The sequence below is a fragment of the Pantoea sp. EA-12 genome, assembly GCF_030053355.1.
Taxonomy (GTDB): domain Bacteria; phylum Pseudomonadota; class Gammaproteobacteria; order Enterobacterales; family Enterobacteriaceae; genus Pantoea; species Pantoea vagans_C.
In genome coordinates this window covers 84,707-97,291 of the sequence record NZ_JASGBY010000020.1, presented here as the reverse complement: position 1 = coordinate 97,291, position 12,585 = coordinate 84,707, and the positions used below count along the sequence as shown (strand labels likewise).

11 protein-coding genes and 3 tRNA genes are annotated in these 12,585 nt (G+C 52.6%); 3 read left to right on the top strand and 11 right to left on the bottom strand.

Features of this window, described 5'->3' with window-relative positions; all coding sequences use genetic code 11:
• Positions 1–3: 3 nt before the first annotated feature.
• From QMZ30_RS23005 to tam, 9 genes are all read right to left on the bottom strand, one after another.
• Positions 4–80, bottom strand: a tRNA-Arg gene (locus tag QMZ30_RS23005).
• 85 nt (positions 81–165) lie between these two features.
• Positions 166–242 (bottom strand) — tRNA-Arg (locus QMZ30_RS23000).
• A gap of 8 nt (positions 243–250) precedes the next feature.
• Positions 251–343 (bottom strand) — tRNA-Ser (locus QMZ30_RS22995).
• Between the two features lie 306 nt (positions 344–649).
• A complete protein-coding gene (gene csrA / locus QMZ30_RS22990) occupies positions 650–835 on the bottom strand; it encodes a carbon storage regulator CsrA (protein ID WP_004155916.1) in 186 nt (61 codons plus the stop codon).
• A 249-nt stretch (positions 836–1,084) separates the two neighbouring features.
• Positions 1,085–3,712, bottom strand: coding sequence for an alanine--tRNA ligase (gene alaS, locus QMZ30_RS22985; RefSeq protein WP_283229034.1), 2,628 nt, complete (start codon positions 3,710–3,712; stop codon positions 1,085–1,087).
• 134 nt (positions 3,713–3,846) lie between these two features.
• The gene (locus QMZ30_RS22980; protein WP_283229033.1) at positions 3,847–4,362 is read right to left on the bottom strand and encodes a regulatory protein RecX; all 516 of its coding nucleotides are present in this window, start codon (positions 4,360–4,362) and stop codon (positions 3,847–3,849) included.
• 107 nt (positions 4,363–4,469) lie between these two features.
• Positions 4,470–5,540 carry a recombinase RecA gene (gene recA, locus QMZ30_RS22975; RefSeq protein ID WP_283229032.1) on the bottom strand — a complete coding sequence of 357 codons (1,071 nt, stop codon included), beginning with the start codon at positions 5,538–5,540 and terminating at the stop codon, positions 4,470–4,472.
• 95 nt (positions 5,541–5,635) lie between these two features.
• Positions 5,636–6,130 carry a nicotinamide-nucleotide amidase gene (gene pncC, locus QMZ30_RS22970; RefSeq protein WP_283229031.1) on the bottom strand — a complete coding sequence of 165 codons (495 nt, stop codon included), beginning with the start codon at positions 6,128–6,130 and terminating at the stop codon, positions 5,636–5,638.
• A gap of 102 nt (positions 6,131–6,232) precedes the next feature.
• Positions 6,233–7,009 (bottom strand): trans-aconitate 2-methyltransferase, encoded by a 777-nt coding sequence (gene tam / locus QMZ30_RS22965; protein ID WP_039330779.1) that lies wholly within the window; start codon positions 7,007–7,009, stop codon positions 6,233–6,235.
• A gap of 165 nt (positions 7,010–7,174) precedes the next feature.
• Here tam and QMZ30_RS22960 point away from each other — a divergent pair, with 165 nt between their 5' ends.
• A complete protein-coding gene (locus tag QMZ30_RS22960) occupies positions 7,175–8,062 on the top strand; it encodes a dihydrodipicolinate synthase family protein (RefSeq protein ID WP_283229030.1) in 888 nt (295 codons plus the stop codon).
• A gap of 34 nt (positions 8,063–8,096) precedes the next feature.
• Here QMZ30_RS22960 and QMZ30_RS22955 read toward each other — a convergent pair whose 3' ends face one another.
• Both QMZ30_RS22955 and mltB read right to left on the bottom strand, forming a co-directional pair.
• Complete coding sequence (locus QMZ30_RS22955; RefSeq protein ID WP_283229029.1) at positions 8,097–8,432, bottom strand: zinc ribbon domain-containing protein YjdM; 336 nt, start codon at positions 8,430–8,432, stop codon at positions 8,097–8,099.
• 86 nt (positions 8,433–8,518) lie between these two features.
• Positions 8,519–9,601, bottom strand: coding sequence for a lytic murein transglycosylase B (mltB, locus tag QMZ30_RS22950; RefSeq protein WP_283229028.1), 1,083 nt, complete (start codon positions 9,599–9,601; stop codon positions 8,519–8,521).
• Between the two features lie 53 nt (positions 9,602–9,654).
• Here mltB and QMZ30_RS22945 point away from each other — a divergent pair, with 53 nt between their 5' ends.
• Both QMZ30_RS22945 and mutS read left to right on the top strand, forming a co-directional pair.
• Positions 9,655–9,900, top strand: coding sequence for a hypothetical protein (locus tag QMZ30_RS22945; protein ID WP_283229027.1), 246 nt, complete (start codon positions 9,655–9,657; stop codon positions 9,898–9,900).
• A gap of 49 nt (positions 9,901–9,949) precedes the next feature.
• Positions 9,950–12,511 (top strand): DNA mismatch repair protein MutS, encoded by a 2,562-nt coding sequence (mutS, locus tag QMZ30_RS22940; protein ID WP_502921495.1) that lies wholly within the window; start codon positions 9,950–9,952, stop codon positions 12,509–12,511.
• Positions 12,512–12,585: the final 74 nt, after the last annotated feature.

Sequence of the window (12,585 nt, the reverse complement as noted above, 5' to 3'; positions counted from 1 at the left end):
GAATGGTGCATCCAGGAGGATTCGAACCTCCGACCGCTCGGTTCGTAGCCGAGTACTCTATCCAGCTGAGCTATGGATGCATTGAAATAATTCTTGTATAACGCAGGGTGCTAACAACTCACCATGAAAGGAACTGCTCGTTCACTCTTACTTCATCTTTCCGAATGGTGCATCCAGGAGGATTCGAACCTCCGACCGCTCGGTTCGTAGCCGAGTACTCTATCCAGCTGAGCTATGGATGCATCGGAAATGGCGGTGAGGCGGGGATTCGAACCCCGGATGCAGCTTTTGACCGCATACTCCCTTAGCAGGGGAGCGCCTTCAGCCTCTCGGCCACCTCACCTTACGCTTTCTTACTGCCTGTGCTTTTGAACTTTGTTTCTGCTCATCGGCACTGCGTGGCGCACATATTACTTTCCCGCACTTATAAGTCAAACAATTTTTCCCGACTTTTTCTTGATAACCGTTTGATTGCACAAATGACGCGCAATTAGGGTGTTTTGCCGACAAAAAGAGTGATTAATCAACAGCGAAAGCGCGCTGCAGTTTACAAAATGGGAAGAAAGAAATTGAGAACAAAGGGGGGAGAAAAGAGACTGAAGTGAAGAAAAGCGGTAGCGCCTCGCACGATGGCGAGGCGCTGAATCCGTTAGTAACTCGTTTGCTGAGTTTTTTCGGCCTGAATGCGCTGATAGATCTCTTCGCGATGCACCGAAACTTCTTTAGGCGCGTTGACGCCAATACGTACCTGGTTACCTTTGACACCCAGCACCGTTACAGTCACCTCATCGCCAATCATGAGGGTTTCACCAACTCGACGAGTTAGAATAAGCATTCTTTGCTCCTTGAAAGATTAAAAGAGTCGGGCCTGTTCGATCTCCCGGCCATATCCATCATATAACGCTGAACAATGCCTATGACAAATACACCATTGTGCATCGCCACGCCAATACATTCTGCTGATAGTTAGTTTAGCCGAAATACACCACATCAACCGGACTTTGTCATTTACGGGTGCACATCGCGATAAAAAGCGCCAGTACTCGGGGTGCTGGCGCTCTTCACGATGCTTCGCTTTATTTCGTTACAGTCGGTTACTCACCCAGTCCGGCACGCCAGCCAGCGCCCCAGCCAGTGCCTGAGGATTGGTGCCCCCAGCCTGAGCCATATCTGGACGCCCACCGCCTTTACCCCCGACCTGTGCAGCCAGTTCGCCCACCAACTCACCCGCCTTAACACGATCGGTCAGGTCTTTTGTGACGCCAGCAATCAGCGAAACCTTACCTTCTGCGACGGTAGCCAGCACAATGATGGCAGAACCCAACTGATTCTTCAGATCGTCCATCATGATACGCAGCATTTTCGGTTCGACATTGCTGAGCTCACTGACCAGCAGCTTCGTCCCTTTCACATCCACGGCTTTGCTGCTTAGTGATGCACTTTCCTGCGCAGCTTGCTGATCGCGCAGCTGTTGCAGTTCTTTCTCCAGCGCACGCACGTTATCAACCAGACCGCGAACTTTTTCATTCAGATTATTGCTGTTGGCTTTCACCACATTAGCAATATCAGACAACTGGTCACTCTGCGCGTGTAGCTGTGCAATCGCACCCTCACCGGTCAGCGCTTCGATGCGGCGAACGCCAGCAGCGGTACCTGACTCAGATTGGATACGGAACAAGCCGATATCACCGGTACGTGCCGCGTGTGTACCACCACACAATTCGACGGAGAATTCACCCATGCTCACTACACGAACACGCTGCTCATATTTCTCGCCAAACAGCGCTGTTGCACCGCGCGTTTTCGCCTCATCCAGATCCATAACATCGGTCTGAATCAGCAGGTTGCGGCGAATCTGAGTGTTAACAATATCCTCAACGGCACGAATCTGCTGAGGCTTCATCGCTTCAGTATGCGAGAAATCGAAACGCAGATATTTGTCGTTATTCAGTGAGCCTTTCTGCCCAACATGATCGCCTAACACTTCACGTAACGCGGAATGCATCAGGTGGGTCGCTGAGTGGTTCAGTATGATGCGAGCACGACGCTCTTCATCCACCTGCGCGTTTACACGATCGCCCACACGCAATTGACCTTGCTTCAGCTTACCGATATGACCGAAGGCTTTGCCATACTTCTGAGTATCCTGAACGCTAAATTCAGCATTCTGCCCAGCGAGTACGCCGGTGTCGCCCACCTGGCCGCCGGATTCACCATAGAATGGCGTTTCGTTCAGAATCACTACCGCATCCTGACCCGCAGTGATTTCATCAACCTGTTGGCCATCAACGAACAACGCTTGTACGGTCGCGTCCAACTGCAGTTGATCATAGCCTTTGAACTCGGTGGCAGTATCAAAACGGATGACGCTGTTGTAGTCGGCACCAAAGCCACTGGCTTCACGCGCACGCTGGCGCTGCTGTTCCATGGCAGTTTCAAAACCGGCTTCATCAATCTTCAGATTGCGCTCGCGGCAAACGTCAGCGGTTAAGTCTGCAGGGAAACCAAAGGTGTCATACAGACGGAACACGGTTTCGCCATCCAGCGTATCGCCTTGCAGCTTGGCCAGCTCGTCATCCAGCAATGCCAGACCACGTTCCAGCGTCTTAGCAAACTGCTCTTCTTCATTTTTCAGCGCATTTTCAACGTGCTTCTGCTGGCGTTTCAGGTCTTCACCTGCATCACCCATCACTTCAATCAGTGGCGCAACCAGTTTGTAGAAGAAGGCTTCTTTGGCGCCTAACATGTTGCCGTGACGCACCGCGCGACGAATGATGCGACGCAACACGTAGCCACGGTTTTCATTAGATGGGATCACACCATCAGCAATCAGGAAAGCACAGGAACGGATATGGTCGGCGATAACGCGCAGCGATTTGTTGTTCAGATCCGTTGCACCTGTTACCTGCGCAACAGATTTAATCAGCTTGGCAAACAGATCGATTTCATAGTTGGAGTTAACGTGTTGCAGTACCGCGGCGATACGTTCCAGGCCCATGCCGGTGTCCACTGACGGTTTTGGCAAGGGTTGCATGGTGCCGTCAGCCTGACGGTTGAACTGCATGAAGACGATGTTCCAGATCTCAATATAGCGATCGCCATCCTCTTCCGGACTGCCCGGAGGACCGCCCCAGATATGATCGCCATGATCGTAGAAAATTTCGGTGCACGGGCCGCATGGACCGGTATCACCCATCTGCCAGAAGTTATCAGAAGCGTAGGCACTGCCTTTATTATCGCCAATGCGAATAATACGTTCGCGCGGTACGCCGACGTCGTTAGCCCAGATTTCAAAGGCTTCATCGTCGGTTTCGTAAACGGTCACCCACAGACGATCTTTTGGCAGCTTGAACCACTGCTCACCCGTCAGCAGTTCCCAGGCATAAGCAATCGCTTCTTTCTTGAAGTAATCGCCAAAGCTGAAATTGCCCAACATTTCAAAGAAGGTATGGTGACGCGCAGTGTAGCCTACGTTCTCCAGGTCATTGTGCTTGCCACCGGCACGTACACAACGCTGAGACGTGGTCGCGCGTGCATAGTCGCGCTTATCCTGACCGAGGAAAACGTCTTTAAACTGCACCATCCCGGCGTTAGTAAACAGTAACGTCGGGTCGTTGTTCGGTACGAGGGAGCTGCTGGCTACAACCTGATGTCCCTTGCTATGAAAAAAGTCGAGAAACGCTTGACGGATCTCAGCAGTGCTCTTGCTCATATAATTCCTGGAATCACGCTAACGAACGTTCCCTTTCGCTGGCAAACTGCAACTGCAGGCTCACCGCTGATTGAGGAACAAAAAGTGGGAATAAGATAAATTTTCTTCAGTGGGAAGTAAAATCCCATTGCCTTTCAGCTGTCAAAATTTCTGAAAACGGCCTGAATATCTTCCATCATAAAGCCTTTTGACATCAAAAAGCGCTGTACTTTGCCCTTCTCAGCCCAGGTTTGCGGCAATGGATCACCGAACTTACGCTTGGCCAGATCGGCTGCACATTGGCTCCAGTCGATTTCGGTATCAAATAACGCCTGGTCGATCTCCTCGCGACTGATGCCTTTTTGCTGTAGTTCCATGCGTACGCGCTGTGGCCCATAGCCTTTGCGGGCACGGCTCTGAATAAAGCGTTCGGTAAAGCGTTGGTCGTTGAGCCAACCGCTCTCCTGACACCAATCGAGCACTTTCTCCAGCAACTCATCGGCGATAGGCACGTGATCCTGTTGTTGCAAATAAGCCGCACGTTGTGAAGAGAGCTGTAGCTTGCGTTTCAGTTCGTCACGGCTATGGTCGCGTTGCGCCAATATGCGCATTGCGCGATCCAGCAAACGAGAAAATGTCTGCTCAGATGCCGCAGGAGATGATGATGGCATTTGTCTTACCTTGTTTTATCTGTGGCGCAGGGTAAAGCAAGAAGGAGTCGAGGGGAAGCACAAGCGGGGAAAAGCAAAACGGGAGCATGGTTGCTCCCGTCAGTATGTTAGAAATCTTCGTTGGTTTCGCTGGCTTCTTCGTAATCCCCTGCCGGGATGTCCGCAGCACCCGCGTCTGCTGTGGCACCGGTCAGCAGCAAATCACGCAGCTTTTTGTCGATCTCGTTGGCAATCGCTGGATTCTCTTTCAGGAAGTTAGTCGAGTTTGCTTTACCCTGACCAATCTTCTCACCGTTGTAGCTGTACCATGCACCGGCTTTCTCAACCAGCTTGTGTTTCACGCCAAGGTCAACCAACTCACCAAAGGTGTTGATGCCTTCGCCGTACATGATCTGGAATTCAGCCTGCTTAAAGGGTGCAGCAATTTTATTCTTCACCACTTTCACACGGGTTTCGCTACCCACCACTTCATCGCCCTCTTTGATCGCACCGATACGGCGGATATCAAGACGAACAGAAGCATAGAATTTCAGCGCGTTACCACCGGTGGTGGTTTCTGGGTTACCAAACATCACACCAATCTTCATACGAATCTGGTTGATGAAGATCAGTAACGTATTGGATTGTTTCAGGTTACCGGCCAGTTTACGCATCGCCTGGCTCATCATACGGGCTGCCAGACCCATGTGCGAATCACCGATTTCGCCTTCGATCTCCGCTTTTGGCGTCAATGCGGCAACGGAGTCAACAATGATGACGTCTACTGCACCCGAGCGTGCCAGCGCATCACAGATTTCCAGTGCCTGCTCACCGGTATCCGGCTGTGAACACAGCAGGTTATCGATATCTACGCCCAGTTTCTTGGCGTACACCGGGTCAAGGGCGTGCTCAGCATCAATAAAGGCACAGGTTTTACCTTTGCGCTGTGCCGCGGCAATAACCTGCAGCGTCAGCGTGGTTTTACCGGAAGATTCTGGTCCATAAATCTCAACGATACGGCCCATTGGCAAACCGCCGGCACCCAATGCGATATCGAGTGAAAGTGAACCGGTTGAGATGGTTTCAACATCCATCGAGCGGTCTTCACCCAGGCGCATGATCGAGCCTTTACCAAATTGTTTCTCAATCTGGCCCAGCGCGGCTGCTAAAGCTTTCTGTTTGTTCTCGTCAATCGCCATTTCCACTCCTAAATCATGCTGGGTAAGCCGACATCATTGTGTGCCTGCTCGTTCTGTTGCCGGTAATTATACTGTATGACCATACAGTATCAAGTTTAATTTGTCAGAAATTCATCAAGCAGCGTTTGCAGTGCCCAGCAGACGGACTGACGGCGCACCGCATCGCGGTCTCCGGAAAAGTTCTGCCGCTGCGCCATTACACGGCCATCCGGCCCTGCAATCGCAAACCAAACCGTGCCCACTGGCTTCTCCTCCGAGCCGCCATCTGGTCCGGCAATACCACTGACGGCGATGCCATATTCAGCAGCGGCCGCATTGCAGGCCCCCCGCGCCATTTCGCGTACCGTTTGCTCGCTCACCGCGCCAAACTGTGCCAGCGTAATGGCTTGCACCGCCACCATCTGTTGTTTGGCTTCATTGCTGTAAGTCACAAAGCCACGCTCAAACCAGGCTGAGCTACCGCTAATGTCAGTAAAGACTTTGGCAATCCAGCCGCCGGTACAAGATTCCGCGGCTGTTACTGTTGCCTGGCGCGCTTTTAGCTGTTCACCAATGCGCTGGCTCAACTGCTGTAACTGTTGGTCGTTCATCGCCCTCTCCTGTTATGGCGCTTCACGTTAGCAATAAATGGTGTGGCAGGAAGCTCTTTTCAACCACTACCACGCCATTTTACAGCAGAGATCCCAGCTTGCTCAGCGCGTTTTCACCGCAACCATAAACAATCGCGGGAACGCCAGCAAAACCTGGCCGTTACTGCGAGCGGGATAGGCAGGAATTAACGCTTGATGATAGTCATCAAGAAAATCTGCTTGCTGTTTTTCATCCAGCCCTGCGAGGAAAGGACGCAAACCGGTCGCTTTCAGCCAGGTGATAATGCCCTGCGCATCTGCCATCGGGTGGTAATACGTCGTGCGCCAGATATCCACCCGGCAACCTGCATCGCCCAGCAAATCAAAGTAGTTTTCGGTCGACAACAGGCGTTTCCGATCTGCCGCCTGAGGAGAAATGAGATCCTGCCAGCGTTCGCGGGCGGCAACCTCACGCATAAAGCGGTGCGACGGCTCTTCCAGGTTGTCTGGCATCTGTACGGCTAATGCTCCGCCCACATCCAGTTGATTAACCAGGTGCGGCAGTAGCGTCTGATGGTCAGTCAGCCATTGTAGAGAAGCATTGGCATAAATGACTTGCTGAGGCTGTGCGGCCTCCCAGGTGCGAATATCCGCCTGCAAAAAAGTGCTGGAGGGGAGACGCGCCTGCGCCTGTTCCAGCATTGCAGCGGAACTATCGATGCCCGTGATCTGCGCATCCGGCCATTTCTGCGCCAGCAGTTCAGTGCTATTGCCGGGGCCACAACCGAGGTCGGTGGCATAATGCACGTGAATATCAGGGATACGGTCTAACAGTTCACGCGCGGGACGCGTGCGCTCCGATTCAAATTGGCGGTACAGCTGTGGATTCCAGTCTTGCATGTCAACACTCCTGTCAGGCTGAAGTGCCTCACACTAGCTTTATTTCCTTTGAGAACACGAAGAGAAAAGTGCGATGTCTCACCTTTTTACGTTTTAGCACTGGTGCAAATAGTTCAGGACCCCTAAGTTAAAACAATGTTTCATTTTTAATTAAAGGAGAGCGCCATGGCTGCACAACCTGAACTCGCGGGCGTCTGGTGTCCGTCGGTGACCCCTTTTGATCAACACAATAAACTGGATATTGATGCGTTAGGCCGCCACTTCGCGCGTCTGAGCACATCGGGAATTGACACCCTGTTGCTGATGGGCAGCATCGGTGAATTTGCTTCACTGACCCAACAGGAAAGGCTCCAGCTGATTCGCGAGGCTCGATCACTGTCTCCACTGAGCATGGTGGCGAATGTCTCCAGTACCTGCATTCCTGATATGTTGCAACTGGCCGAGGCAGCCTGGCAAAACGGCTATGATGCCGTGATGGTATTGCCGCCCTACTATTATGGCCAGACACCAAAACAGCTGCTGAGTTACTTTAAAACACTTGATAAACAGTTGGGTGGCAAGTGGTTTGCCTATAATTTCCCAGCCCGAACCGGTTGTGATCTGACACCGGCGTTAGTCACTGAGTTAGCCTCAGAGTTGCCGCAGTTTATCGGTATTAAAGACACTGTGGATTGCTTGTCTCATAACCGGGCATTAATTGAAGAAACTAAAAAGGTGCGCAGTGATTTCACCGTACTGTCGGGTTATGACGAATATTTGCTGCCTAATCTGCTGGCAGGCGGCGCAGGTGTGATCTCCGGGCTGAACAATATCGTGCCGGAGTTATTTGCTGAGGCGATGCAAGCCTGGCGCGCGGGGGAGTTAAATAAACTGACGCAGATCCAGCAACGTATCGGAGAACTGATGGCGATTTACACCATTGGCGATGACTTCGTGACCACCATTAAAACCGCAGTCGCCCGCAAGTTTGATTCAATGAGCAGTCACTCACGCAATTTTGGCGGTGAACTGACAGCGGAGCAATGTGAAGCTATCGATCGTTTACTGATGTGAGGGCTGCACAGGACGGCCATCCGCCGTCCTGCCATCAATTCTTTTTCACGAATTCTGATTTGAGCTTCATTGGACCAAAACCATCAATCTTGCAATCGATGTTGTGGTCGCCCTCGACGAGGCGAATGCTTTTGACTTTGGTGCCAATCTTCAGCGTTGAAGAACTGCCTTTCACTTTGAGATCTTTTACCACGGTCACACTGTCGCCATCAGCCAGTAGATTGCCATTGGCATCGCGCACCACCAAGTCTTCCCCGGCAGCATCAGAGGACATGGACCAGATATGGCCACAGGATGGACAGTTCAGGTTGTCACCGTCTTGCCAGGTATAATCAGCCTGACACGCTGGGCAGGCGGGTAAAGTCGTCATAATTGTTCCTTGGAAATAAGCATGCAGTGAAGATGGCACCGCAAAAGGGGCGCCATCTTATACCCTTACACTTTACAAGGACAGTATTAAAACATATTGCCTTGCCGCGCTTTTGCTACCGCTTCGCCCAGTTGCCATACGGCCATTGCATAGTGCGTACTGTGGTTGTAACGCGTAATGACATAGAAGTTTGGCAGACCGTACCAGTATTGATAGCTGGTGCCGAGATCGAGGCGCAGCAGACTGGCCTGATTATTGCCATCCAGCGATCCCTGCGGTGTCAGGCCGCTTGCCATCAATGTGTTCACCGGATAAAGGGTTTTGAAGCCATTTTCCAACGCAGGTGCCTGGCCACTGGCCGGAACAGCAACATTCTGACCGGCACGCCAACCGTGCTCTTTGAAGTAGTTCGCAACGCTGCCGATGGCATCCACCGGGTCCCACAGATTAATGTGACCATCACCATTGAAGTCGACCGCATACTGTTTATAGGAAGACGGCATAAATTGGCCATACCCCATTGCACCGGCAAATGAGCCACGCAGATCCAGCGGATCATCCTGCTCCGTGCGCGCCATCAGCAGGAAGGTTTCCAGCTCGCTACTGAAATAGGCCGCGCGGCGAGGATAGCTAAAGGATAAGGTGGCCAGCGCATCCAGCAAACGCGTTTTACCCATCACCCGGCCCCAACGCGTTTCGACCCCAATGATCCCTACGATGATTTCAGGTGGCACGCCATAAACCTGCTGCGCACGCTGCAATGCGTCCTGATATTGATTCCAGAACGCCACACCATTCTGCACATTATCCGGCGTGATGAATTTGTTGCGATAACGGATCCAGGCGCCGTTTGGCCCGGTCGGTGGCGTATAGCTCGGTGCCTGTTGGTCCATCAGGCGCAGCACATAGTCGAGACGCTTCGCCTGGCCAATCACGGCATGCAACTGGTCACGGTTGAAACCGTGTTTTGCCACCATTTGATCAATAAACTGCTCAGCCGCCGGATTGCCAGCGAAATCGCCAAACATCGGCTGAACGGCGTGTGAAGGTTCCAGTAAAAAACCACCTTTTGGTGCAGGCACAACGGCGGATTGCTGCTGGGGTGCAGGCTTACTACTACAGGCAGCAAGCAAGGCAATAAGCGGAAGAAAAGCAACCTTAAAACGCATTAGATATCCATAAGCCAGATGAAACCGGAAGCCCACATGGTAATCGTTCAGCCATGTGGGATACAGAGCAATATCTTAAATTTACGCTGCTTTCCGCCCATTTCAGTGGGTTGCAACGTAAATTTGCGAAACCGCTCTGCACTTTCGCTTTATCTCCCGATTTTGCTTTTTATCCCTTAGCGCAATTTGTTAAGGTCGGCAGCCAGAAACCGTTGCTTGCTGATGAAGGCGACCGGGCAAAAATGCTAGTATCTGCGCTTTGGTTGTCCGCCCACCGGACAACGCGTTACCCTGGCTGACATGACTCAGCTGCCAACATCAAAAGAGTTAATTTTGAGTGAAAACGAGATGAAAGGAGCAGCGCAAATGGACTTTACTGGCCACACGCCCATGATGCAGCAATATCTGCGCCTGAAGGCCGACCATCCTGAGATCCTGCTGTTCTATCGGATGGGCGATTTCTACGAGCTGTTCTATGACGATGCCAAACGCGCATCGCAGCTACTGGAGATCTCACTCACTAAACGCGGTGCATCAGCGGGTGAACCTATCCCCATGGCCGGCGTGCCCTACCATGCTGTCGAAGGTTATCTGGCAAAACTGGTACAACTCGGTGAATCCGTGGCGATTTGTGAGCAGATTGGCGATCCGGCACTGAGCAAAGGCCCGGTTGAGCGTAAAGTGGTACGTATTGTCACGCCAGGCACCATCAGTGATGAAGCGTTGTTGCAGGAGCGCCAGGACAATCTGTTGGCAGCCATCTTCCAGAGCCCACGCGGTTTCGGCTATGCCACGCTGGATATTAGCTCAGGGCGTTTTCGCCTGAGTGAACCCGCCGATCAGGAGACCATGGCCGCTGAACTGCAGCGTACCAATCCGGCCGAACTGCTCTACCCTGAAGATTTCCAGGCCATGATGCTGATTGATCAGCGTCGTGGCCTGCGCCGTCGTCCTCTGTGGGAATATGAGATTGATACCGCTCGTCAGCAGTTGAATCTGCAATTTGGTACGCGCGATCTCAGCGGTTTTGGTGTTGAACAGGCGCATTTAGCACTACGTGCAGCGGGCTGTTTGCTGCAGTATGTCAAAGACACCCAGCGCACGGCTTTGCCACACATCCGCTCGGCCAGTATGGAACGCCAGCAGGATAGCGTGATCATGGATGCCGCCACGCGTCGCAATCTGGAGATCACCCAGAACCTGGCGGGCGGCATCGAAAATACGCTGGCGGCAGTGTTAGATAAAACCGTTACCCCCATGGGCAGCCGTATGCTGAAGCGCTGGCTGCACATGCCGCTACGGGATGTCACCACGATTAGCCGCCGTCAGGAGTCGATCGCAGAACTGCAATCACTGAGCCAGGAACTGCAGCCGGTGTTGCGTCAGGTGGGTGACCTGGAGCGAATTCTGGCGCGTCTGGCACTTCGTACCGCCCGTCCACGTGATTTGGCCCGCATGCGCCATGCATTCCAGCAACTTCCGGAACTCAACCAGCAGCTTGAGGGCGTTGAATCGACGCAACTCGCGACGCTGCGTAATCAGATGGGAGATTTTGCTGAGCTTCGCGAATTGCTCGAACAGGCTGTGATTGAATCACCACCAGTGCTGGTGCGTGACGGTGGCGTAATCGCGCCCGGTTACAATGCCGAGCTGGATGAGTGGCGTGCGCTGGCGGATGGTGCCACCGATTATCTTGATCGTCTTGAGATTCGGGAACGTGAAAAACTAGGGCTGGATACGCTGAAAGTCGGCTTCAATGCCATTCATGGCTATTACATCCAGGTCAGCCGCGGTCAAAGTCACCAGGTACCGATTCACTATGTGCGCCGCCAGACATTGAAAAATGCCGAGCGTTACATCATTCCTGAACTGAAAGAGTATGAAGACAAAGTCCTCACTTCAAAAGGAAAAGCGCTGGCGCTGGAAAAAGGGCTTTATGAGGAATTACTGGACCGCTTAATGCCGCATCTGGAAGCACTGCAACTCAGCGCAGCAGCGTTGGCAGAGTTGGATGTGTTGGCGAATCTGGCAGAACGCGCATGGACACTCAACTACTGCCGCCCGGTGTTGCAGGAAAAAGCTGGCATTCGTATTACCGCTGGACGTCATCCGGTGGTAGAACAAGTGCTCAAAGAGCCATTCATCGCCAACCCATTGTCATTGTCAGCCCAGCGACGCATGTTGATCATTACCGGCCCGAATATGGGCGGTAAAAGTACCTATATGCGTCAAACCGCCTTGATCGCCCTGATGGCGTGGATTGGCAGCTATGTGCCTGCTGAAGAAACCGTGATTGGCCCGATTGACCGTATCTTCACCCGCGTCGGTGCTGCCGATGATCTGGCTTCTGGACGCTCCACCTTTATGGTAGAGATGACAGAAACCGCCAATATCTTGCATAACGCCACAGAAAACAGTCTGGTGTTGATGGACGAGATTGGACGCGGCACCTCGACTTACGATGGCCTCTCGCTAGCGTGGGCCTGTGCGGAAAGCCTGGCGAATCGCATCAAAGCGATGACGCTGTTCGCCACGCACTACTTCGAACTCACCACGTTACCGGAGAAAATGGAAGGCGTGGTCAACGTCCATCTGGATGCGGTGGAGCACGGCGATACCATTGCCTTTATGCACAGCGTGCAGGATGGTGCTGCCAGTAAAAGTTACGGTTTGGCCGTTGCTGCATTGGCCGGTGTGCCAAAGGACGTGATTAAACGTGCGCGTAACAAACTGAAAGAGCTGGAGGCGTTGTCTGGTAACTCGGCAGCTTCCACGGTGGAAGGGTCGCAGATGCAGTTGCTGGTCGCCGAGACATCACCTGCGGTGGATGCACTCGAAGCACTGGATCCCGATAGCCTTACGCCAAAACAGGCGCTGGAGTGGATTTACCGTTTGAAGACCTTAGTGTAATCAACCGCCTCTGGCATGAACCGCCCCCGTAGTGAAATTCCTCTACGGGGGCACCCTTTCTGACTTGTGAACTT

Bases quoted from the DNA above. Each gene is read 5' to 3' on its own strand.
- csrA (WP_004155916.1), bottom strand. From the start codon at position 835: ATGCTTATTCTAACTCGTCGAGTTGGTGAAACCCTCATGATTGGCGAT.
- recA (WP_283229032.1), bottom strand. From the start codon at position 5,540: ATGGCGATTGACGAGAACAAACAGAAAGCTTTAGCAGCCGCGCTGGGC.
- QMZ30_RS22955 (WP_283229029.1), bottom strand. From the start codon at position 8,432: ATGACGACTTTACCCGCCTGCCCAGCGTGTCAGGCTGATTATACCTGG.
- QMZ30_RS22960 (WP_283229030.1), top strand. From the start codon at position 7,175: ATGGCTGCACAACCTGAACTCGCGGGCGTCTGGTGTCCGTCGGTGACC.
- mltB (WP_283229028.1), bottom strand. From the start codon at position 9,601: ATGCGTTTTAAGGTTGCTTTTCTTCCGCTTATTGCCTTGCTTGCTGCC.
- mutS (WP_502921495.1), top strand. From the start codon at position 9,950: ATGAAAGGAGCAGCGCAAATGGACTTTACTGGCCACACGCCCATGATG.
- QMZ30_RS22945 (WP_283229027.1), top strand. From the start codon at position 9,655: ATGTGGGATACAGAGCAATATCTTAAATTTACGCTGCTTTCCGCCCAT.
- QMZ30_RS22980 (WP_283229033.1), bottom strand. From the start codon at position 4,362: ATGCCATCATCATCTCCTGCGGCATCTGAGCAGACATTTTCTCGTTTG.
- alaS (WP_283229034.1), bottom strand. From the start codon at position 3,712: ATGAGCAAGAGCACTGCTGAGATCCGTCAAGCGTTTCTCGACTTTTTT.
- pncC (WP_283229031.1), bottom strand. From the start codon at position 6,130: ATGAACGACCAACAGTTACAGCAGTTGAGCCAGCGCATTGGTGAACAG.
- tam (WP_039330779.1), bottom strand. From the start codon at position 7,009: ATGCAAGACTGGAATCCACAGCTGTACCGCCAATTTGAATCGGAGCGC.